Source organism: Halobaculum litoreum, from assembly GCF_030127125.1.
Lineage (GTDB): Archaea > Halobacteriota > Halobacteria > Halobacteriales > Haloferacaceae > Halobaculum > Halobaculum litoreum.
Map to the genome: position 1 here is coordinate 2,050,558 of NZ_CP126156.1, position 21,685 is coordinate 2,072,242.

Annotated in this window: 19 protein-coding genes, 2 tRNA genes and 1 pseudogene; 8 read left to right on the plus strand and 14 right to left on the minus strand. The window is 72.2% G+C overall.

Annotated features, from left to right (window positions below):
- Positions 1-2 precede the first annotated feature (2 nt).
- From P0R35_RS11220 to P0R35_RS11245, 6 genes and pseudogenes are all read right to left on the minus strand, one after another.
- Positions 3-667 (minus strand): annotated as a pseudogene (locus P0R35_RS11220) (nucleotide-binding protein).
- Complete coding sequence (locus P0R35_RS11225) at positions 664-1,455, minus strand: DUF7857 domain-containing protein (protein ID WP_284012549.1); 792 nt, start codon at positions 1,453-1,455, stop codon at positions 664-666. Before P0R35_RS11225 ends, P0R35_RS11220 begins: the two are co-directional and overlap by 4 nt.
- Positions 1,456-1,503: 48 nt before the next feature.
- Complete coding sequence (locus tag P0R35_RS11230) at positions 1,504-2,379, minus strand: DUF7856 family protein (RefSeq protein ID WP_284012550.1); 876 nt, start codon at positions 2,377-2,379, stop codon at positions 1,504-1,506.
- The gene (locus P0R35_RS11235) at positions 2,376-2,714 is read right to left on the minus strand and encodes a DUF7855 family protein (RefSeq protein WP_284012551.1); all 339 of its coding nucleotides are present in this window, start codon (positions 2,712-2,714) and stop codon (positions 2,376-2,378) included. The genes P0R35_RS11230 and P0R35_RS11235 overlap by 4 nt, the downstream gene beginning before the upstream one ends.
- A gap of 63 nt (positions 2,715-2,777) precedes the next feature.
- The gene (locus P0R35_RS11240) at positions 2,778-3,074 is read right to left on the minus strand and encodes a DUF7854 family protein (RefSeq protein ID WP_284012552.1); all 297 of its coding nucleotides are present in this window, start codon (positions 3,072-3,074) and stop codon (positions 2,778-2,780) included.
- 3 nt (positions 3,075-3,077) lie between these two features.
- Positions 3,078-5,192: a minichromosome maintenance protein MCM gene (locus P0R35_RS11245; protein ID WP_284012553.1), complete on the minus strand. Its 2,115-nt coding sequence runs from the start codon at positions 5,190-5,192 to the stop codon at positions 3,078-3,080.
- Positions 5,193-7,285: 2,093 nt separating this feature from the next.
- On the opposite strand from P0R35_RS11245, the gene P0R35_RS11250 reads away from it, so the two are divergent.
- Together P0R35_RS11250 and P0R35_RS11255 are read left to right on the plus strand one after the other, a co-directional pair.
- Positions 7,286-8,215 carry a COG1361 S-layer family protein gene (locus P0R35_RS11250; RefSeq protein ID WP_284012554.1) on the plus strand — a complete coding sequence of 310 codons (930 nt, stop codon included), beginning with the start codon at positions 7,286-7,288 and terminating at the stop codon, positions 8,213-8,215.
- The gene (locus P0R35_RS11255) at positions 8,212-10,710 is read left to right on the plus strand and encodes an efflux RND transporter permease subunit (protein WP_284012555.1); all 2,499 of its coding nucleotides are present in this window, start codon (positions 8,212-8,214) and stop codon (positions 10,708-10,710) included. Before P0R35_RS11250 ends, P0R35_RS11255 begins: the two co-directional genes overlap by 4 nt.
- A gap of 38 nt (positions 10,711-10,748) precedes the next feature.
- Here P0R35_RS11255 and P0R35_RS11260 read toward each other — a convergent pair.
- Positions 10,749-10,821, minus strand: a tRNA-Pro gene (locus P0R35_RS11260).
- Positions 10,822-10,876: 55 nt separating this feature from the next.
- Positions 10,877-12,748 carry an SLC13 family permease gene (locus P0R35_RS11265; protein WP_284012556.1) on the minus strand — a complete coding sequence of 624 codons (1,872 nt, stop codon included), beginning with the start codon at positions 12,746-12,748 and terminating at the stop codon, positions 10,877-10,879.
- Positions 12,749-12,902: 154 nt separating this feature from the next.
- Between P0R35_RS11265 and P0R35_RS11270 the strand changes: the two genes are divergently transcribed.
- A complete protein-coding gene (locus tag P0R35_RS11270) occupies positions 12,903-13,502 on the plus strand; it encodes a DUF5789 family protein (RefSeq protein ID WP_284012557.1) in 600 nt (199 codons plus the stop codon).
- Between the two features lie 61 nt (positions 13,503-13,563).
- Here the strand turns inward: P0R35_RS11270 and P0R35_RS11275 are convergent, their stop codons facing one another.
- The 3 genes from P0R35_RS11275 to P0R35_RS11285 form a co-directional block, all read right to left on the minus strand.
- The gene (locus P0R35_RS11275; protein WP_284012558.1) at positions 13,564-13,980 is read right to left on the minus strand and encodes a DUF7539 family protein; all 417 of its coding nucleotides are present in this window, start codon (positions 13,978-13,980) and stop codon (positions 13,564-13,566) included.
- Positions 13,981-14,065: 85 nt separating this feature from the next.
- On the minus strand, positions 14,066-16,102 hold the full coding sequence (locus P0R35_RS11280) for a DEAD/DEAH box helicase (RefSeq protein WP_284012559.1): 2,037 nt from the start codon (positions 16,100-16,102) through the stop codon (positions 14,066-14,068).
- 131 nt (positions 16,103-16,233) lie between these two features.
- The gene (locus tag P0R35_RS11285; RefSeq protein ID WP_284014617.1) at positions 16,234-16,527 is read right to left on the minus strand and encodes a DUF7091 family protein; all 294 of its coding nucleotides are present in this window, start codon (positions 16,525-16,527) and stop codon (positions 16,234-16,236) included.
- Between the two features lie 218 nt (positions 16,528-16,745).
- On the opposite strand from P0R35_RS11285, the gene P0R35_RS11290 reads away from it, so the two are divergent.
- From P0R35_RS11290 to P0R35_RS11300, 3 genes are all read left to right on the plus strand, one after another.
- Positions 16,746-17,684 carry a replication factor A gene (locus P0R35_RS11290; RefSeq protein WP_284012560.1) on the plus strand — a complete coding sequence of 313 codons (939 nt, stop codon included), beginning with the start codon at positions 16,746-16,748 and terminating at the stop codon, positions 17,682-17,684.
- Complete coding sequence (locus P0R35_RS11295; protein WP_284012561.1) at positions 17,684-18,283, plus strand: RPA family protein; 600 nt, start codon at positions 17,684-17,686, stop codon at positions 18,281-18,283. Before P0R35_RS11290 ends, P0R35_RS11295 begins: the two co-directional genes overlap by 1 nt.
- Before the next feature lie 140 nt (positions 18,284-18,423).
- Positions 18,424-18,837, plus strand: coding sequence for a DUF8146 domain-containing protein (locus P0R35_RS11300; RefSeq protein WP_284012562.1), 414 nt, complete (start codon positions 18,424-18,426; stop codon positions 18,835-18,837).
- Between the two features lie 10 nt (positions 18,838-18,847).
- On the opposite strand, the gene P0R35_RS11305 is transcribed toward P0R35_RS11300, so the two are convergent.
- Together P0R35_RS11305 and P0R35_RS11310 are read right to left on the minus strand one after the other, a co-directional pair.
- Positions 18,848-19,135, minus strand: a complete 288-nt coding sequence (locus P0R35_RS11305; RefSeq protein ID WP_284012563.1) for a HalOD1 output domain-containing protein — start codon at positions 19,133-19,135, stop codon at positions 18,848-18,850.
- A 75-nt stretch (positions 19,136-19,210) separates the two neighbouring features.
- Complete coding sequence (locus P0R35_RS11310; RefSeq protein ID WP_284012564.1) at positions 19,211-19,666, minus strand: DUF5814 domain-containing protein; 456 nt, start codon at positions 19,664-19,666, stop codon at positions 19,211-19,213.
- Positions 19,667-19,841: 175 nt separating this feature from the next.
- Here P0R35_RS11310 and P0R35_RS11315 point away from each other — a divergent pair.
- A tRNA-His gene (locus P0R35_RS11315) sits at positions 19,842-19,914 on the plus strand.
- Positions 19,915-19,954: 40 nt separating this feature from the next.
- Here the strand turns inward: P0R35_RS11315 and P0R35_RS11320 are convergent.
- Positions 19,955-21,142, minus strand: a complete 1,188-nt coding sequence (locus tag P0R35_RS11320) for a CBS domain-containing protein (protein ID WP_284012565.1) — start codon at positions 21,140-21,142, stop codon at positions 19,955-19,957.
- Positions 21,143-21,215: 73 nt separating this feature from the next.
- Between P0R35_RS11320 and P0R35_RS11325 the strand changes: the two genes are divergently transcribed.
- Positions 21,216-21,617: a cupin domain-containing protein gene (locus tag P0R35_RS11325; protein ID WP_284012566.1), complete on the plus strand. Its 402-nt coding sequence runs from the start codon at positions 21,216-21,218 to the stop codon at positions 21,615-21,617.
- Positions 21,618-21,685: the final 68 nt, after the last annotated feature.

Sequence of the window (21,685 nt, forward strand, 5' to 3'; positions counted from 1 at the left end):
CGTCAGTCGTCGGCCGGACACCGACGGACAGCGGCGGCAAGCGCCGCGACGGCCCGTGCCGCCGGCGTCCCCGCGGCGGCGTCGACGACGGGGCGTTCCCGCTCGATGGACGCCCCGAGCGCGGGCGACGCCGGCACCGCCGTCGCGGGGGCGCCGAGCGCGCGCCCGACGGCCGCCGTGGGCGGCGCCTCGACGACCCGGTTCAGCGCGACGGCCGCCAGCCCGCAGTCGAGCCCCGGGCGAGTTCCCGCGCGGCCATCGCGTCCGCGAGCGCCCACCGCGTCGGCGACGCGACGAGGAGGCAAGCGTCCGCGAGCGCCAGCGGCGCGCCGGCGTCGACGCGGAGGCCGGCCGGCGAGTCGACGACGACGTGGTCGTAGCCGTCCACCGCGACCGCCTCCCGGAGCCGGCGCGGGTCCGCGAGGCGCGCGCCCGCCAACGACCGCCCGCACGGGAGCACGTCGACGGAACCCGGCCGGACCGCCTCGTGGGGCGCCGCCCGCCCGGCGAGCACGTCGTGGAGGTCGGGTCCGCGCTCGCGACCCCCGGGCAGGTCCGCCATCGCGAGGTCGGCGTCCACGACGAGCGCGTCCAGCGCCGCCGCGACGTTGTACGCCAGCGTCGACTTCCCCACGCCGCCCTTCCCGCCGCCGACGGCGAGGATCACGCCAGCCGCTCCAGTTCGTCGGTCGGCACCGACACCGCCGCCGCACGGTCGGCGAGCGCGCGGGCCCGGTCGGCGACGCGTGCCGCGACGGCCGCGTCCGCGTCGACGAGCGCGGCCAGCGCCGCCGGGTCGGTGTCGGCGACGACCGCGGTCGCGTCGGCTACGGAGCCGTCGGCGAGCGTCTCGGCGCGCTCCACGCGGCGTTCGACCGCGTCGAGCGAGCGGCGGACGCCCGGCGGGACGGTCGGCACCCCGTCGTCGGTAGCGTGCGTCGGCGCGTCGGCCGGCGTCGGCTCCGCGGCCGGCGTCGACTCGCCAGCCGACGGCGGCGTTCGGTCTGTCGGTGACGACGGGGCCCCGCCCTCACCCGGGTCGCGCTCTGGCGGTGGGTCTCCGCCGGCGGACTCGTCGGGCGCCGGCGCGACCGCGTCCGCCGGGGGTCTCGCGTCGGCGAGGGTCGACCGGGCGGTGTCGACCGGGTCGGCGGCGACCGACCCCGGGTCGGTCACGGCGACGAGTTCGGGCCCGCCGTCCGGCGTCGCCTCGGGGTCGTCGAGGTCGCAGGCGTACCCGAGCGCGCGCTCGTCGTCGCCTGAGACGACGCCGGCGTAGCCGTCGGCCGACCAGCCGGGGGCGGGGCGGCCGTGTCGCCGCGGCGGGAGCAGGTCGCCGTCGAGGCGGTCGACGACGCGGACGTGTCTGTCGACCGGCTCGGTGTTCCGAACCCGGACGCACACGAGCGCGACCCCCGCCTCGACCGAGACCGTCGCGTCGAGCGTGACTGGCATGGCGTCCGTGGTCGCGGTATCGGCGATAAACGTCCGGACGGCGGGGCGTCAGTCCACGAGGACGACCGGGGCGCACAGTCGCTCGGCGACCGTCGCCGGTGCGGGGTCGGCGGGGAGCGCCGCGGCCGACACGACCACGGGCTCGTCCCGGTCCGCCGTCTCGACGGCCGCGAGGTGGCCGACGACCGGGTCGCCGTCGAACGCCGTCGGCTCCTCGCGGAGGTCGGGCGACGCCGCTCGGGCCGCCGGGGGCGAGGCCAGCGCGTCGGCGAACGGCGGACCCATCCGTCGTGCGAGCGCCGACCGCGCCTCCCGTCGACGGTTGGCGAGGGCGTCGCGGAGCGAGCGGCGCCGGTCCCGCGCGTCGCGGAGCCGCCGCGCGCGGTCGGCGGCCCGCGAGAGCGCCTGCTCGGCGGCGACCCGTTCGGTCTCCGCCTCGGTCAGCTCCCGGGTGGCCGACTCGAACGCCGCCTCGAGGTCGGCCGGCGGCTCGGTGGCGCCGTCGGTCGAGTCGCCGTCGCGGTCGCGTCGTTCCCGGAGCCGACCGCGGAGCGTCGCCACGCGCTCGCGGAGCCGGTCGACGTCGCGCGCCGCCTCGGCCGCTCGCTCGCGGGCCCGCTCGAGGGCGGCCGCGACCCCGGCGCCGTCCTCGTCTCCGTCCGCGCCCTCGCTCCCGCGGTCGTCGTCGAGCGTCGCCAGTTCGTCGCGGAGCCGGGCGACCTCGGCGTCGTTCGGGTGGTCGTGTCCCCTGCGGCGCGCGGCGGCCGCGAGCGACCGCGCCAGCGACGGCGGGTCCGCCGTGACGGTCGCCAGCGGGTCCGCCGGGTCGAGTCCGAGCGCGGAGAGGGCGCTCTCGACGGTCGCGTCCGTCCCCCGGCGGTCGACGGAGTCGCCCTCGCCCGCCGCGGCGACCCGCGGGCTCACAGCTCCGTCCCGGACATCGTCGCCGGGTCCGGGTGGTCGGTCCCCGCCGCGAACTTCGTGTACGGGGTGCTGCGCGCGTCGCGGTCCTCGTAGGCGGCGGCCGCCTCCCGCACCGCGGACCGGACGGCGGCGTACTCGTTGAACGGCTCGGTTCGCTCGACCTGTACGTCGGCGCCGTGTTTCGCCCGGAGCCGGCACGCGAGGAACGCCCCCAACTCCGTCTCCGCGAGCAGCGCCGCGCGCCCGAACCGCCGGACGACGGTCTCCTCGTGGCTGCGACAGACGTTGCGGAGCGTCGTCCGCGCCCCGCGGGAGTAGGTCGCGACGAGCAACATAGTTGCGCCTGCTCGTAGACGAATATAATTGTGGCGGAGCGGGCGACGGGTCGGCGGGCGAGCCTACAGCGGTTCGACCGTCAGGTCGCTCGGCGCGGGCCCGGCGCCGTCGTCGTCGGCCGCGGTCGCGAGGGTCGCCGCCCGCTCGCGCGCCTCGGTCGGGTCGGCCGCGACGACGACGCGCCCCTCGCCCGGCCCGTCGACGACGCGGTACGTTCGCCGCTCGGGGGTCTCGAACTCCGTCGCGTACGTCCGGAGGACGGTGGCGACGCGGCGCTCGGTGGCCGCGAGGTCGGCGTCGCCGTCCTCGAACGCGCGGATGGCGTCCTCGACGTTCCGGAGCGCGGAGATGCGGTCCATCGGTTACGTGGTGCGGACGTAGCCGGACTGCGGCTCGTAGATCTCGCCGCGCGTCCGGAGCTTCTCCAACTCCTTCTCGGCTTTGCCCGCGTCCATCCCGACCTCGTCGGCCCGTTCGAGGATCGTGTCGACGGGCGCGCCGGGCTCGTCGTCGTACTCGTCGGCGATGGTGCCGATCAGCTCCTTGATGTTCTTGATGCGGTCGCGCTGGCTCTTCGAGGTGCCCGTCTCGACGACGTCCGCGTCGAACTGCCCGGTCTCGGGGTCGACCCCGATGTCCTGCAGACACGAGCGGACGATGTCGATGACCCGGGTGGCGTCCTCCTCCTCGACGGTGTCCGACAGGCGGACGCGGGCGCTGGCCTCCGAGAGGCGCACGAGCGCCTCCAGCTTCCGGGCGGTCACGGGGACGGGGGCGTCCTCGTCGGCGCCCTTCGAGCGGAGGTCGACGTAGAACTCCCGGATCGCCGCCCGCGCCTCGTCGGTCATCGTCGGGAAGCAGTTGCGCTTCGAGTAGGCGATGTACTTGCGGAGCAGCTCCGCGTCGATGACGGGCGCGACCTCCTGGGTCACCTCGTCGACCTGTTCTTGGGTGAAGTTCGAGGTGGCCATCCGCTCCCGCTGGGTGTTCAGCTCCCCCGCGTAGTTGGTCGTGAGGATGTGGTCCGCGAGCTTCGCGTCGTGGTCGGGGTCGGGGCTGTCGGTGACGGTGAAGATGAGGTCGAACCGCGAGATGAGCGCGGGCTCGAGGTCGATCTGCTCGCCGATCGGTTCGTACTGGTCGAAGCGGCCGTACTTCGGGTTCGCCGCGCCGAGGAGGGAGCACCGCGACTTCAGCGTCGCGTTGATCCCGGCCTTCGACACGGAGATCTGCTGTTGTTCGAGCGCCTCGTGCATCGCCGAGCGGTCCTCCGAGCGCATCTTGTCCAGCTCGTCGACCGCCGCGATCCCCTTGTCCGCGAGGACGAGCGCCCCCGCCTCCAGCGTCCACTGCTGGCCGTCGCCGAAGTCGTCGCGGACGGCGGCCGCGGTGAGCCCCGCGCTGGAGGAGCCCTTCCCGGAGGTGTAGACGGAGCGCGGGGCGATGTTGCGGATGTACGACAGCATCTGCGACTTCCCGGTCCCGGGGTCGCCGATGAGCAGCATGTGGAGGTCGCCGCGGATGCGCGACCCGTCCGGGAGGTGCTTCGTCACGCCCGAGAACAGCTGGAGGATCATCGAGAGCTTCTCCTGCTCGTAGCCGTAGATGGACGGCGCGACCGAGGCGACCATCTCCTCGTAGATGTCCTCGTGGGTGGACAGTTCGAGGATCTCCTGTTTGTCCTCGTCGGTGATGTCCATGTCCTCGAACTCCTCGTCCTCGATGACGACCGACACCCCCTCCATGTACGGGTCGAACACGGTCGTCTTCTCCTGCCCGCTCGTGACCTGCTCCATCTCCAGGCGGCCGACGACGGTGACGTGGTCCCCCGGCGTGACCTTCCCGCAGACGTCGTCCTCGAGGTTCACGTCGATGCTCTGGGGCGTCTCGCCGCCGCGCAGCCCCTCGGGCGACTCCTGCACCCGGAGTTGCTGGGAGTCGATGAACTTCGACTCGTTGTTGTTGACGCGGAACGGCCCCTGTCGCTCGCAGCCCTGACACTCGTGGGGCTCCTGGAACCCCGAGTCGTTCTGCGGGATGTACGTCATCGTCCCGCAGCGCTGGCACTCGAAGGCGGCCTCGACGATCTTCGGGCGGACGTCCGTCGCCTTGCGGACGATCCCCTGCACGGCGACCAGCGCGCCGATGTGGTCGTCGCTGACGCGGATGCCGCGGATGTCGATCGTGTTCTCGCGCGGGAGTTCGCGCAGGCGGACGTGTGCCTGTCCCAGCGAGATGTCGACCGGGAGGTCGTACGTGCGCAGCGCCTCCTCGGCGACCTCCTGCATCTCGCCGGGGCGGTTGAGGTAACGCTCGGCGAGGTCGGGGTCGTACGTGTAGAGGTCGTTGTAGTCGACGTAGAGGGATCGCTGTTCCTTCGGGTAGTTCTGGGCGAGGCGGGCGACGTCGTCGCTGTAGTAGGTCCGATAGAAACTGAGGAACGCGTCGACGTCCTGTCCCTCGGCGGCCTGACTCATTGGAGAGAGGTTCAGCCCTCATCGGGTAAGAAGTGTCGCCTCCGGGCGGAAGTGGATCCCGCGGGACGGCCCGCCGCGGGCGAGGTCCGGGCCGTCGGTCGGACCCCGAGCGCGTCTCGCGCCCGACGACCGTTACGGGAGCCTTACGCCCGCGTCTCGCCGGTGACCGTCGGTTAGCGGGGGCACTACAAACAGCGCGGTGGGCGATAGCCGACCTCGTGCAGCCTCGGCAGGCGGGTCGCGTGCCGTGCGGACCGACCGACCCGCGGACGCGGTGTGCCCGATGAGCCGCGAGCGACGCGGCCGTCGGCTCCGTGCCGTCCTCGTCGCGCTCCTGCTCGTCTGCGGCGCGGTCGGCGGCGTCGTCCACGGCGTGCCCACGGCGGCGGCGGGCGGCGGCGACGACGGCAGCGGCGGCGGCGACGACTGTGGCGCCACGCCGACGCCCGAGGAGCCGATGGACTCGTGCGACGATGGGACGCCCACCGAGGACCCCGGCGGGTCGGACGGACCGGACGGATCGGACGGGGGGGCGACGCCCACCGCGACGCCGGAACCGGTCACCGTCGAGGGGGAGCCCGACGTCGACGTGTACCTCCCCGACAACACCGTCGCCCCGGGCGAGGACCGCCGCCTCGTCGTCCAGGTCGCCAACGGCGGCACCGTCGACGACGAGGGGCTCGACACGCCCCCGGAGGGTCAAGACGCCGTGACGACGGCGCGAGACGTCCGGGTCGAGTTGGAGGACGGCGACGCCCCCGTCACGGTGGACACGGCGGAGACGGCCCTCGGCGACCTCGCGGCCGGGACGGTGGCGGAGGCCGGCTTCGACGTGCGGGTCGACGAGGACGCCGACCCCGGCGTGTACGACCTCGAGGTGACCGTCGAGTACGACTACACCGAGGAGATCACCGACGACGACAGCGACCGGGAGTTCGAGCGCGACACGTTCGACGTGGAGTTGGTGGTGACCGAGGACGGTCGCTTCCGCGTGACCGACGTGGACGCCGACCTGCGGGCGGGCGAGACCGGCCCCGTCGAGATCGAGTTGCGGAACGTCGGCGAGGCGGACCTGCGCGACGCGACCGTGACGGTGCGCTCGCCGAACGCCGACCTCCGACTCGGCGGGGACAGCGCCGAGGCGACCCGCTCGGTCGGCGACTGGGACGACGGCGACCGCGAGACGATCGCGGTGGACGCGACGCTGGCGGCCGACGCCGCCGAGCAGCGCTACCCACTCGAGCTCACCGTGCGGTACACCGACGAGAACGGCGACCGAGTGACGTCGACGACGCTGGTCGCGACGGTGGAGCCCGAGGGCGAACAGTCGTTCGCCGTCGCGGACGTCACGAGCACGCTCCGCGTCGGCGAGGAGGGACGCGTCGACGGCGTCGTCGTGAACGAGGGGCCGGGCGACGTCGAGACCGCAGTACTCCGGGTGGTCGAGACGGACGACAACGTCCGGACGCGCGAGCGGACCGTCGTGCTCGGCGACATCGAGGACGACGACGAGGCGGAGTTCTCGCTCCCGGTGTCGGTGCTCGACACCGCCCAGCCCGGGGAGCGGCGCCTCCTCGTCGCCGTCGAGTACGTCACCGAGGACGGCGAGCGGCGCGAGAGCGACCCGATCCCCGTGATCGTCGACGCCGCCAGCGAGACCCCCCGGTTCGAACTCGTCGCCGTCGACGCCGCCCTCCAAGCGGGCGACGACGGGACGGTCCTGCTGACGGTGGTGAACCGCGGCGACGAGACGCTCGCCGACGCGACCGTCTCGCTGGCGTCGCGCAGCGGGCCCTCCGCGTCGGCGGCGGCCGCAACGACACGCGGTTCGTCGGGCGGTGGCCGCCGGGCGACCGCCGGGTCGTCGCGTACCGCGTCGGCGCGGACAACGACACCGCCGGACAGACGTTCGCGTTCGAGGCGACCGTCGCCTTCGAGGACGAGGCGGGCCAGCCGCGGGGCTCGGACGCGCTGGCGTTCGGGGCGACGCCCGCGCCCGAACAGACGTTCGCGGCCGAGACCCTCGAGAGCACGCTCCGCGTCGGCGAGGAGGGCGCGTCCGGGTCGCGCTCACGAACACCGGGCCCGCGACCGTGACCGCCGTCGGCGTCACGCTCGTCACCGACGCGCCGACCGTCGCCCCCGTCGAGACCGAGGCCGCCGTCGGCGACCTCGCCGCCGGCGAGATGGTCGTGTTCGCGCTCCCGATCGAGGTCACCGAGAACGCCGCCGCCGGCACCAGGCAACTGGCCTACCGCGTCGCCTACACCGACGACGACGGCGACCGCCGGCGCAGCGACCGGCTCACGACCGACGTCCGGGTCGCGCCCGCACGCGACGCGGTCGTCGTCAAGCCCGCCTCGCCCGCGGTGACCGCCGGCGACAGCGGCGTCGTCGAACTGACGGTGACGAACAACCGCGGCGTCACGATCACCGACGTGCAGGCGAAGGCGTTCGCCGACGACCCCCTGTCGATCGACGACGACCAGGCGTTCGTCGCGTCGCTCGCGCCGGGGGAGTCGGCGACGATCCAGTTCACCGTCTCCGCGGCGGGCGGGGCCAGCGAGAAGGCGTACCGCATGTCGGTCGACTTCCTGTACACGCTCCCCGACGGCGACTCCGAACTGTCCGACCCGGTCAACGTCGGCGTGCGCGTCGAGCAGCCGCCGCCACAGCAGCTCCCCGACTGGCTGGTGCCCGTGCTCGTCGGGTTCGTGATCCTCATCGCGGCCGCGCTGCTGCTCCGGCGGCGGCTGGGCGGGCGCACCACGCCCGCACCGCGCGAGGACGTGCCGCCGGCGGCCGGCGACGGCGGCGTCGACACGCCCGGCCCGCTGTCCGTCGAGGACGGCGGCGTCGACGAGGACCCCGAGTCGGCGGCCGCCGAGGTCGACGCGCCCAAAGAGCCCGACTGGTTCGTCGGCGACGGGGACGCCGCCGGCGACGACGGCGGGAGCACCGACCGCGACGAGGGCGGCGGCGGGGACGGGAGCGGAGGCGGGGGCGCGAGCGCCGGCCGATGAGCGCCGACGAGCGCGCCGTCGAGACCGTCGCCCGCCTCACGGTGGAGCGGCCCGGCGCGATCGTCGCGGCGTTCCTCGTGCTCACGGCCGGGTTCGCGGTCGGGCTGGGGGGCGTCTCCACGGACGCCGGGACCAGCCAGTTCACTGAGGACCTCCCGGCCCAGCGCGCGTTCGAGGCGGTCAACGAGGAGTTCTCGCCGACGTTCGCCGAGAACTCCGGCACGACCCAACTGATCCAGCGCGACCGGAACGTCCTCGCGAAGCCGGCGCTGTTGCGGATGCTGGAGGCGCAGCGTCGCCTCGCGGACACGCCGAGCCTGCGGGTCGCCTCGACGTCGAGCGCGGCGTCGACCGTCGCGACCACGCTCGACCCGGACGCGCGGACACCCGAGGCACAGATCCGCGCCGTGGAGGCCGCCACGCCCCGGGAGATCGACGCGGCGGTGCGGACCGCCGCCGTCGACGAGTCGTTCACCGACCGGCTCGGCGACGACTTCAACCGACGCGGCGCCACCGCCGGCGCCACCGTCGCCGTCGTCGTCCACTCGCCCATCGGCGGGAGCGACGGGGCGGCGGGCGCCGGCACCGACAGCCCGCTGACGGCGATCCAACAGCGCGCCCGCAACGTCGTCGCGACCGTCGGCGGCGACATCACCGTGTTCGGCGCCGGTCTCGTCTCCGCGGAGTTCTCCAGCGTCGTGTTCGACTCGCTGATCCTCGTGTTGCCCGCGTCGCTGGCGCTCATCTTCGTGTTCCTCGTCGTCGCGTACCGCGACCCCGTCGACCTCCTCCTCGGGCTGGTCGCGCTCGGCGTCACCCTCGTGTGGACGTTCGGCTTCCTCGGGCTCGCGGGGATCGCCTTCTCCCAACTGTTGATCGCGATCCCGCCGCTGTTGCTCGCGGTCGGCATCGACTTCGGGATCCACAGCGTCAACCGCTACCGCGAGGAGCGCGTCGCGGGCAACGACATCGAGTCGTCGATGACCGTCGCCGCGAGACAGCTGCTCGTCGCCTTCTTCATCGTCACCGGCACCACCGCGCTGGGGTTCGCCGCGAACGTCACCAGCGACCTCGGCCCGATCCGGGAGTTCGGCGTCGTCGCCGCCGTCGGCATCACGTTCACGTTCCTCATCTTCGGCGTGTTCCTCCCCGCGCTGAAGGTGCTCGCCGACCGCGCCCGCGAGCGCCGGAACCTCCCCAGCTTCGGCGATCGGCCGCTCGGGGCGGAGGGGTCGCTGCTGGGCCGGGTCTCCGCGAGCGGGCTGTTCGTCGCGCGCCGGGCGCCCCGCGCGTTCGTCGTCGTCGTCCTCCTGCTCGCCCTCGGGTCGGGGTACTACGGGCTCGGCGTCGACACGTCGTTCTCGCAGGACGACTTCCTCCCGCCCGAGGAGACGCCGGCGTTCCTCGCGGACCTCCCGGAGCCGTTCCGCCCCAACGAGTACACCGTCACGGGGACGATCAACTTCCTCGAGGAGAACTTCGAGCAGTCGCAGGGGGACACCGTCACGATCTACCTCGAGGGGAACCTCGAACGGGGGTACGCGCTGGAGTCGTTCGCCCGGGCCGCCGAGAACCCCCCGCCGGGCGTCGTCGCGGCGAACCGGACCGCCGAGACGGAGAGCGTCCTCGACGTGATCGAGTCGCGGTCGGCGGCGTCCCCCTCGTTCCGGCGACTCGTCGCGCGCAACGACGTCGACGGCGACGGGGTGCCGGACGACAACCTCGACCGGATCTACGCGGCGTTGTTGGACTCGCCGGCCCGGGAGCGAACGCTCCGGTTCGTCACCGAGGACCGCCGCGCGGCCCGCGTCGTCTACCGGCTGGAGGCCGACACCCCGCAGGCCGAGGTGACCGCCGCCGGCCGGACGCTGGAGGACCGCTACCGGTTCGAGGCGACCGCCACGGGGGAGACGATCGTCTTCCAAGCGGTGTCGGACGTGATCCTCGCGTCGGCCGTGACCAGCCTCGCGGTCGCGCTCGGCGCCACCGCGGTGTTCCTCGTGCTCGTGTACACGCTGTTGGAGGGGCGCCCCTCGCTGGGGGTCGTCAACCTCGTGCCGATCCTCGTGGCGATCTGTCTCCTCGTCGGGTCGATGCGCGCGCTGGGGCTGCCGGTGAACGCGCTCACCGCGACGATCCTCTCGATCACGATCGGGCTCGGCACCGACTACTCCGCGCACATCGTCCACCGGTTCGCCGACGAGTACGACCCCGACGCCGGGGCCGACGCCGCCCTCGACGGCGCGGTCCGGGGGACCGGGAGCGCGCTCGCCGGGAGCATGCTCACCACCACCTCCGGCATCGGCGTGCTGGTGTTCGCGGTCACCCCCGTCCTCGGGCAGTTCGGCGTGCTGACGGCGCTGTCGATCTTCTACTCGTACCTCACCGCGGTGTTCCTGACGCCCTCGGTGCTGGTCCTGTGGGAGCGCGTCGTCGAGGGGCGCGCGCTCGGCGTGGGCGGCGGCGGCCGGGAGGACGCGGCCGTGTGGCGCTGAGGCGCGGTCGCTCGGGCCGGAGTCGTCGGAGAACCGGATGGGACCGCCCGGATTCGAACCGGGGTCACGGGCACCCAAGGCCCGAAGTATACCAGGCTAACCCACGGTCCCGTAGTGACGACTCCCGCCCGGCCGAACTAAACCGTTCCGTTCGGCGGCGCCGGGGTCACAGCCCGAGGCCGAACACGACGGGGATGCCGAGCGTCGTCACCACGGCGAACAGCGCCTGTAGCGGCGCGCCGACGCGGACGTAGTCGGTGAAGCGGTAGCCGCCGGGGCCGTACACGAACAGGTTCGTCTGGTAGCCGACGGGCGTCATGAACGCCGTCGACGCCGCGAACGTCACCGCCATCGCGAACGCCAGCGGGTTCGCCCCGAGCGTCGCCGCCACCTGCAGGGCGACCGGGATCATGAGCACGACGCTGGCGTTGTTGGAGATGACGTTCGTGAGCAGCGCCGTCACGACGTAGAACGCCCCCAACAGCGCCAGCGGCGGGAGGACGCCCGCCCCGGCGACGACGGCGTCCGCGAGGAGCGTGGCGGTGCCGGAGGTCTGCATCGCGATCCCCAGCGGGATGACGCCGGCGAGCAGGAAGATCACGTCCCACTCGACGGCCTCGTACACCTCGGTCGGCTTGAGACAGCCGGTGACCACCATCGCGAGCGCGCCGGCGAGCGCGGAGACGACGATGGGGACGAAGTCGACGGCGGCGGCGCCGACCGCGAGCGCGACGATGCCGACGGCGACGCCCGTCTTCGACCGGCGGTAGTCGTGGCGTTCGATCTCCTGGGCGAGGATCAGGTTGCGGTTGGCGTCGAGGCGCTCGATGGAGGCCTCGCTGGCCTGCACGAGCAGGGTGTCGCCCACCCGCAGCGGGATGCGGTCCATCCGCTGGCGGACGAGCTCGCCCCCGCGCCGCAGCGCGAGCACGGTCGCGTCGTAGCGCTGGCGGAAGCTCGCCGAGGCGAGCGACTCGCCGACGAGCGACGAGCCGGGCGCGACGACGACCTCGACGAGGTTCTGCCCGGCGTCCGCCGCCTCCAACTCGGCCTCGTCGACGACCTCCGGGATCAGGTCCAGCCCCTCGACGTCGAGCAGTTCCACCAGCGTCGTGCGGTCGGTGCGCACCGCGAACAGGTCGCCGGCTTTGATCTCCTTTTGCCCGAGCGGTTCGAGGAACACCTGCTCGCCGCGCACCAACTGGACGATGTCCACGTCGAAGTCGGTCTCGACGAGCGCGGCCTCGACGCGCTGGCCGACCAGCGGGGAGTCCTCGCGGACGACGACCTCGGTGAGGTAGTCGGCCATCTCGAACTCCTCGGTGAGGTCGACGCGGGGTTTGATCCGCGCCGGCGTGAGCCACCGCCCGACGGTGAGGAGGTACGCCGAGCCGACGACGAGCAGGACCGCCCCCAGCGGGAGGAACTCGAACATCCCGAACTGGCGGGCGACGTCGGGGGGCGCCAGCGTCGCGTACAGGTCCGACGCGAGGATGTTCGTCGAGGTGCCGATGAGCGTGAGCGTCCCGCCGAACATCGACGCGTAGCTCAACGGGAGGAGCAGCTTGGAGGGGGAGGTGCGGCTCCGCTCGGCGAGGTCGGTCACCATCGGCAGCAGGATGGCGACCGCCGCGGTGTTGTTGATCAGCCCGGAGATCGGACCGACGACCCCGATCGTCGCGCCCAACTGCTTGGTTTCGTCGCCCTTCGTGATCCGGGAGATGACCGCGCCGAGCCGCTGGACGATGCCCGTCATCCGGACGCCCTCCGAGAGGACGAACATCGCGAGGACGGTGAGCGTCGCGGGGTTGGCGAACCCGGACAGCCCCTGCTCGACCGTTACCAACTCGAACGGCGACGCGAGGAACCCGGCGTCCGCGAGGAGCGCCGAGAGGGGGTCGGCCAGCAACAGCGCGACGAGCACGCCGATCGCGGTGATGTCGACCGGGACCGGCTCGGTGACGAACAACACGAGCGCCGCGAGGATCACCGCGAAGACGAACAGGATCTCCGGCGTGAGGACCTCGGGCGCGAGCACGGCCGATTCGACGCCCGGCGCCGGGAAAAAGGGTCCGGGAACGCCGACGGCGCCGACGGCACCGACGGCCCGCCGCCGCGTCCGCGCTCGGCCGGGCCGGGTCGGCGTCGCACCCCTCCGCAGGGTTATCCCGTCGGAGCCGCAACGTGTAGGGATGGCAGACGACAAACGAGGGCGCGAGAAGCAGGCTCGGGACGCGGAGAACAGGCGCCGGGCCCGCGAGATCGAAACGGAGCTTCGACGAGGGGACGAGCCGGAACCGCCGGTCGAGCACGGCGACGTCGAGGCGATCGTCGCCGACCTGGCGTCGGTCGCGTTCCCGGCGACGGGCGCGGAGGTCGTCGCGGCCGTCGGCGACCGCGAGGTGGTGACGGCCGAGGAGACCTACACCGTCGCGGCGTTGGTCCCGGAGACGGACCGCCGGACGTTCGAGTCGGCCGCGGCCGTCGGCGTCTACGTCCGGCGGCCGACCGTCGCCTCGGCGATGAAGCGGATCGTCGAGGCCGTCGACACCCTCCCCGACGCGTCGCTCGACGGCGCACAGCGCGAGGGGTACGAGCGGACGCTCCGGGAGCTGGTGGCGATCGACGCCGTCGACGAGGACGAGGGGGTCCGGGCGGTCGCCGACTGGGTCGTCGAGCGGGTCCGCGAGAAGGGCGCCCTCCCGGCCTCGCGGGCGGTCCGCAGGGAGGCGGCGGCGTTCTGCCGGGCCAACGGGTACGAGGTGCGCGACGACGAGTGGCTCGGGGTGTGACCCGACGGGGGGCGGCGTCGCGGCGACGGCGCCCACGGCCGGGGCGTCGGTCCCGCCGGCGCTACTCGCGCCCGAGGTACGCGTCGAGTTCCCGCTCGATGAGGTCCGTGACGCGCTCGGCGTAGGTCCACAGCGCCGCGTTGATCCGCTCTTCGGTGTCGTCGTCGAGGTCGTCGACGCCGCGCAGCACCGAGTCCCTCGTCACCTGCGGGTGGTAGACGCAGACGACGCCCAGCGAGTCCGCCGCCGAGCCGCCGGCGTCGGTGAACACGCCGTACTGGTCGGTGCCCCAGACGCCGTCGCCGCCGTGGCGTTCCAACAGGGAGTCGACCGCGTCGAGCAGCCGGAGTTCCTCCGTCGAGAGGATCGGATCGTCCCCCTCGAACAGGTCGGTGTACGCCTCGTCGCGGGCGCCGGTCGTCCACGCGTCGAGCTGGGAACGGACTTCGTGTACGAGTTGCCGGTCTGCTTCGTCCATCCCCTACCTACCGCCTCGGCGACAATCAACGTGGTGCCGATCCGACGCCGTCGGCGGCGCGCCGGACGCCGGCCGCACGGGGCGCCTACAGCTCCTCGTCGGCCAGTTCCATGTCCGCGACGATCTCGTACGGGTGGTGGTCCTTGCGGATCCCGTCGAGGATGCGGAACGCGTCGTCGGGCGCGAGGAAGTGGCGACACACCGCCCGGCCCAGCGGCGTCGGCGACAGGCCGTCGATGAACTCCCACTCCAGCAGCTTCCCGACGGCGTGGGTCGTCGGCACCTCGCCGATCATCCGGTCGTTCAGCGTCTTGGCGCCCTTGCCCGCGACGACGACGTTCGCGAGCGTCTCCTCGGCCGCCGAGGAGGTGTCGTACACCGTCTTGACGTCCTCCATCTCCCCTTTCAGCAGGCGGAACGCGGCCTCGTCCTCGGTGCCCTCCATCGAGGAGTGGTAGCTGGCGTCCGGCTCGACGAGGACGTACACCTTCCCCTCGTCGTGGTAGTCCGGCCGGCCCGCGCGGCCGAGCATCTGCTCGAACTCCTGGACGGAGAGCCACTCGATCCCCATCGCCAGCGTGTCGAAGATGACCTGCGAGGCGGGGAAGTCGACGCCGGCCGCGAGCGCGGCGGTGGTGACGACGGCCGCGAGGTCCTGGTTGCCGAACTTCCGTTCGACCGTCTTGCGGCGTTTGTAGTCGAGCCCCGCGTGGTACGGCGCGGAGTCGTACTCCAGTTTCCGCGAGATCTCGTGACAGCGTCTGCGGGAATTAGTGAAGACGATCGTCTGCCCGCGGTACCCCTTCGAGGACTTCGTGTCGAACTCCCGGCGGACGAGTTTGTTCTCGATGTTCACCTTCTCGCGCCCGTCGGCGAACGTGACGTGGCGCTCGATGGGCACCGGGCGCTCCTCGAACTCGATGAGCGTCGCGCGCAGGCGCTCGGCGAGGAACTCGGGGTTGCCGACGGTCGCCGAGAGGTACACCCACTGCGCGGAGGAGCCGCGGTTCTCGGAGTAGTGTTTGAGCCGCGAGATCATCCCGTCGAGGCGGTGGCCCCGCCCCTCCTCCTTCAGGGTGTGGACCTCGTCGATGACGACGGTGCCGATGTCGCCCATGTCCTTGCCCGTCCGGAGCGCGTGGTCGATCCCCTCGTAGGTGCCGACGATGATGTCGGCGTTGGGGTCGAATCGGTTGCCGTCGTCGTTGATGCGGGAGGCGCCCACGCGGATCGTCACGTCGAGGACGTCGCCGTAGCGCTCCTCGAAGTCCTCGTGTTTCTGGTTGGCGAGGGCGACGAGCGGGACGAGGAACAGCATCTTCCCGTTCCCGTTCAGCGCGTTGTTGACCCCCGCGAGTTCGCCGACGAGGGTCTTCCCGGTCGCCGTCGCGCTCACGACGAGCTGGTCGTCGCCGTCGAACAGGCCGTTCCGGACCGAGAGGCTCTGCACCGGCAGGAGTTCGTCGAAGCGCCCCGCGACGCGCTCCTGCAGCCCGGGGTGGAGGTTGAGCGAGTCCGTGGGGACGGGGTCGATCTCGTCGGTCGTCGCGGAGATGGTGTCGAACTTCGTGAGGTCGGGGTCGAGGTTCCCCTGCAGGAGGTTCGTGATGCGCTCCAGGTCCTGCACCTCGAACAGGAGGTCCTCCAGCCGCTCCTGTGCGTTGCCGGTGAACTGGCCCTTGTAGGAGAGTTCGCGGTCCAACTCGCGTTTGGCGCAGTCGGGGCAGATCCAGTCGCGGTCCGCCTTGACGGCCGTGTCGGAGGTGATCGGCGAGTAGCGGCCGGCGTTGGCGCAGTAGCGGCACGTCCGCACCTGCTTGGCGTCGAGTTGGTACGCCGCGAGCATCTCCTGCAGGCGGTCGCGGGCGCTCGCGCTCGTCTGCTCGGAGATGCGGATGCGCCGCGCGTTGCGCGCGAGGTCGACGAACTGGTCGGGCCGGCGCGGGTCCTCCCCGCCCTTGCGTTTGACGCGGAAGCGCCGCGGGCGCGCGCCGGCGTCCGTCTGTTTCAGTTCGAGGACGCCCCGCAGCACCCGGGAGCCGTCGCGCTCGACGACGACGGTGAACTCCTCGTCGCGCTCGTGGAGGAACAGCGTCTCGACCTGCGGGAGTTGTTCGGACACGGTGATCGCTTGGCGTCGGGTACGCGGATGCGGTATTTCAGGGATTCGGCTTCGCTACGGCCCGGCGGGGGCGGCCGGGTCCGGTCGACGGGATCGGCCCGCCGGATCGGGGCACGGGCCGCCGCCGGCACTCACCACGTCTGGATCCGGCCCTCGCGTACGTCCTCGGCACACCCCTCGCAGTCGGGGTGGTCGGCCTCGAAACACGCCGGTTCGCCGTCGCGGTTCACGGCGACGCGGCGCCTCTCGGCGTGGCGGCGACAGACGATCCGGGCGCGGTCCTCCGCGTCGGTCGGGAGGTCGAACTCGGCGGCGCGGTCGTCGCCCCAGTCGCGCCCGTCGCGGTAGGCCCGCTTGCTCCGCGCGTACTCGCGACCCGCCTTCCGGGCCTGTTGGTGGAGGACGCGTCGGAGCTTGTCGCCCAGTCCCATAGCCGCCCCTCGGGGCGCGCCCACCATCAGTCCGTTGCCGGCGAGCGGGTCCCGACCGACCGCCCGGCCCGACCGCGCACGTCCGACGGACGCACGACGCGCGGCCGGTGTCGGGCGATTTCACTTCCGCCGCGGTCACGGAATACTAAATAGGATCGGGCACCAACCGTCGTACGCCTCCCACCGAACACATACCCGGAGGCAGGAGAACCATGGCAGACTTGCAAACCCACGCGGACGAGATACACGAGCAGTTTTCGGACCACTTGGACCTCACCGTCGAGGAGATCGAGGAGCGCCTCGCCTCGCTGGTGAACGAGTACAGCGTCCCGGTCGACGAGGCACGGCGCAGCGTCGTCAACTCCTACCTCGACGAGGCGGGGCTGGAGCGCGACGAGCTGGGCCCCGGCGGCGCCGAGCAGGCGCTGGTCGGCGACATCGACGAGGACGAGCAGTGGGTCGACCTGCGCGTCAAGGTCGCCCAACTGTGGGACCCCAACCACGAGTCGATCGCCCAGGTCGGCCTGCTGGGCGACGAGTCCGGCACGATCAAGTTCGTCTCCTTCGCGACGAGCGAGTTGGAGGAACTGGAGGAGGGCGCCAGCTACGCCCTCTCGAACGTCGTCACCGACGAGTACCAGGGCAACTACTCGGTGAAGCTCAACCGGACGACGACGATCACCGAACTCGACGAGGAGATCGAGGTCGGCGACGACAGCGACGAGGTCGAGGGCGCCCTCGTCGACATCCAGTCCGGCTCGGGCCTCATCAAACGCTGCCCGGAGGACGACTGCACGCGCGTCCTCCAGAACGGTCGGTGTAACGAGCACGGCCAGGTCGACGGCGAGTTCGACCTCCGCATCAAGGCGGTGCTCGACGACGGCGACGCCGTCCAGGAGGTCATCTTCAACGAGGAGGCGACCGCCGAGTTGACCGGTATCGGCCTCGACGAGGCCAAGCAGATGGCCCAGGACGCCCTCGACACCACGGTGGTGGGCGAGGAGATGGCCGACCGCATCGTCGGGCGCTACTACCGCGTCCGCGGCCCCACGCTGGGCCGGTACGTGCTCGCCGACGAGTTCGAGGAACTGTCCGGCACCGACGACACCGTCGACGCCGAGTCGCTGCTGATCCGCGCGAGGTCCCTGTAATGAGCCAGTCCGTTCCATCCCGAGAGGTCGCCCGACGCGTCTTCGCGTCCGAGTACAACGACGCCAGCTACACGTTCAAGGAGTCCGACGACGAGCGGGCGCCGCTGTACCTGCTGCTCCCGACCGGCGAGCGCGCCAACCGCGTGTTCATCGTCGGCACCCTCACCGAGAAGGAGGACGTCGGCGAGGACAGCGAGTACTGGCGCGGCCGCATCGTCGACCCGACGGGGACGTTCTTCACCTACGCCGGGCAGTACCAGCCCGAGGCGGCGAGCGCGCTCCGGGAACTGGAGCCGCCCGCCTACGTCGCCGTGGTCGGCAAGCCGCGCACCTACGAGACGGACGACGGCAACGTGAACGTCTCCGTCCGGCCGGAGTCCATCACGACTGTCGACGCCGCCACGCGCGACCGCTGGGTCGCCGAGACCGCGTCGCGAACGCTCGACCGCATCGAGGCGTTCGACGACGAGGGCAACGAGTACGCGCGGATGGCCCGCGACCAGTACGACCTGCCCGTCGAGGAGTACCGCGACGCGGCCGTCGCCGCGCTCCAGTCGCTCGACGACAGCGACGAACTCGAGGGCGAGGCGCCCGCGTAGGCCGCCCCACCGCCGTCACGTTCCGCGCACGACCCCCGATCCCCCGATTTCCCCACCCCTCCGTTCTTCCCGTTCCCGCGAGCCGCGCGTGTGACCGTCTGACGAACGGTTAAGTGGCGCCGACCGCGACTAGCCGGCAGATGGGCAGCAAGAACAAGACCGTCTCCTTCCGCGTCAACGAGGACGCGTTCGAGGCGCTGCGGGACATCGCCGACGAGCGGGACCTGTCGCTGTCGGCGGTGTTCCGCGACTACGTCGACACGCTGGTCGCCCACGACGGGCAGGTGGAGGTCGTCCCCGAACACCGCGTCGAGGAGACCGACGCCGACGGGGAGTCGTTCCCGCCGACCGTCGAGGTGCCCAAGAGCTTCGTGCGCGAACACGAGCGGCTGGAGCTGGAGGCCGAACACCTCCGCGAGCAGTTGGACGAGTACAAGGCGTTCGTCACGTTCCTCCAGGACAAACTGGAGGAGACGGAGGACGGCGAGGAGGTCGTGTTTCTGGAGGAGTTGGACGGCGGCCGCGACGACGACGAGCCGTACCAGCTCGGGTAGCCGCGCCGCGTCACTCGCCGTCGGCGGCGGCGACCTCGACGGTCCGGTCGCCGGCGACGGTCACGGCGTACCCGTGAAAGCGGAACTCCACCGTCGTGTCGGCGGTGCCGCCGGCGACGATCCGGTCGAGCGCGTCGGGGTCGACGGCGTCGTGGAGGCGGGCGACGAGTTCGTCCGGGGCGCGGTCCTCGGCGGCGGCGACGCGCTCGACGACGCGCTCGCTCACGGGGCGGCCGGTGTCCGTTCGGGAGGGTGCCATCAGTTCGATCACGACCCGATCGTCGTTCGACACGGACATGAACACCGAGCGTCGCGAACCGCGATCAACCCCGATTAACGCGAGTTCGCCCGTGTGTAGGGCGGTAGGTGCCGGTTACCGCGCCAGCGCGTCCCGCGCCTCGCGGGCCCTGTCGCGCGCCTCGTCGTCGCCCTCGACGGCCGCGAGCGACTCCGTGGCCTCCAGCGTCCGCACGGCGCCGTCGAGGAACGAGAGCACGTCGCCGGGGTACGCGTACAGCATGTAGTCGTCGCCCATCACGTCGACGATGGCGTCCGGACCGAGCCCCTGTGCCCGCAGTTCCAGCAGGTAGCGCACGAACTTCCGCTCGGGGTGGCCGCAGTACGGCGCGTCGTCGCAGCCGCAGTCGAGGAAGTCCTCGGCGAACTCCAGCACGCGGTCCCGGGTCGCCTCGTCCAACTCGGCGAGCCCGTCGCCCGAGAACACGAGATCAAGCGTCGCCCCCTTGAACGCGCCCTTCGGGATGTTGGCGTCGAGCTGAGAGGCGATCTGCCGGTGGTTCTTCAGGTAGATCTTGTCCGTGATGGCCACAGCCTTGCCCACAGTAGCCGAGCGCGCGTCAAAAGCGCGACGGTCGACGGGGCCGCGCGGGCGGACGGCCGCGCGGGCGACCGGCGGCGCCGCGGGGCGTGCGAGAGCCTCGCACGCACGGGATCGGGGGAGTCGTAACGTATTTCAGGCACACCGGGCTACTGTCGTCTGCGTGTCCGGGTTGGGGTAGTGGACTATCCTTCAGCCTTGTGGAGGCTGAGACGCGGGTTCAATTCTCGCACCTGGACCTTCTCCGACGGCCGCCCCGCGAGCCGCCGCGCCGTCCGTTCAGACGCCGCGGCCGCCGACGCCGGGGAGGACGCTCGCCTCGCCGCCGAGGCCGAGCGACTCCCGGCCGCCCTGCTGGATGATGTTGAACGCCGTCATGAGGTCGCTCCGGGAGATGAGCCCCACGAGGTCGCCCTCCGCGTCGATGACGGCGAGGCGGCCGACGCTGTTGCGCTGCATCGCCTCCAGCGCCGCGAGCGCGTCCGCCTCCGGCGTGACGCTCGTGATGTCGCGCGCCATCACGTCCGAGACGGTGTAGGCGTCGCGCTCCACCTCGCGGACGGCCTGCGCGTCCTCCAGCGTCACCATGCCGACGAGCCGGCCGCTCTTCAACACCGGGTAGCCCGTGTGGCGCTCGCGGAACATCCGTTCCATGAGCTGTGCCACGCTCGTGCGCGGCTCGACCGTCTGCAGGTGGTCGCGGGGGGTCATGATGTCGCGGACGGTGACGCCCTGGAACGCCGCCCGCATCGTCGTCTGCTGGGACTCGCTGGAGGCGGCGATGTAGATGAAGAACGCCAGCCCGACCGTGAGCCAGTTGCCGCCGAACAGCCCGAACAGCCCCAGCAGGAACGCGAACACCTTGCCGACCTCGGCGGCGATCTGGGTCGCCCGGGCGTGCGGCCGGTTGCGCGCCAGCAGCGCCCGCAGGATCCGCCCGCCGTCCATCGGGAAGCCGGGGAGGAGGTTGAACGCCGCGAGCACGAGGTTCATCAACGCGAGGTAGCCGACGACGAACGCGGCCGTCGGCGGGAGCGCGACCGTGACGAACACCGCGTAGGCGACGACGCCGATGGCGACCGAGACGGCCGGCCCCATGATCGCGACGGCGAACTCCTGGCGCCAGTCCTCGGGCATCTCCTCGAACTGCGCGACGCCGCCGAACAGCCACAGCGTGATGGCGTTGATCCGGTAGCCGTAGTGCATCGCGGTGAGCGAGTGGCCGAACTCGTGGAGCAACACCGAGACGAACAGTCCGAGCGCCGCGGCCGTCCCGAGCACCCACGGGAGCGCGCCGCCCGTGAGCGCGTCCGCCGGGATGGCGACGCCGAAGGTGTCGGCGACGAGTACCGAGAACTCCCCGACCTGGCTCCCGATGAGGTACGCGAACAGCGGGAGCACGAGGAGGAACGTCCAGTTCAACTGGATGGGGATCCCGGCGACCCGCCCGACACGGATTCCTCGCATACCTCGGGGTAGTTCCCCACGCGGTATAAAGACGGCCGCCGGGACTTATCAGCGCGCACACGAACACCCGGGCATGAGCGACACCGCGGAGTCGACGAGGGAGGGACCGGACCCGGTCGTGAAGCGCGGCCGCGACGTGGCGGCCGAGACCGTCGACGCCGGCGAGGGGATGTCGAAGGCGGTCCTGCTCGACGAGTCCGACGGCGCGCCCCACTTCGCGATGCGCCGGTTCGAACTCGCGCCGGGGGCGACCGTCCCGACCCACACGAACGAGGTCGAACACGAGCAGTACGTCCTCGCCGGCGAGTACACGGTCGGCATCGACGGCGAGGAACACGTGGTGAGCGCCGGCGACGCGCTCCTCATCCCCGCGGGTGTCCCGCACTGGTACCGCAACGACGGGGACGAGCCGGGGGCGTTCGTCTGCGTCGTCCCGAACGGCGACGACACGATCCGCCTCCTCGACGACGAGTAGCGGACGGCGATGGGTCGCCGACGCGCCGCGGGCGGCCGCCCCCCGTCCTTATCCGCCGGCGCGACCAC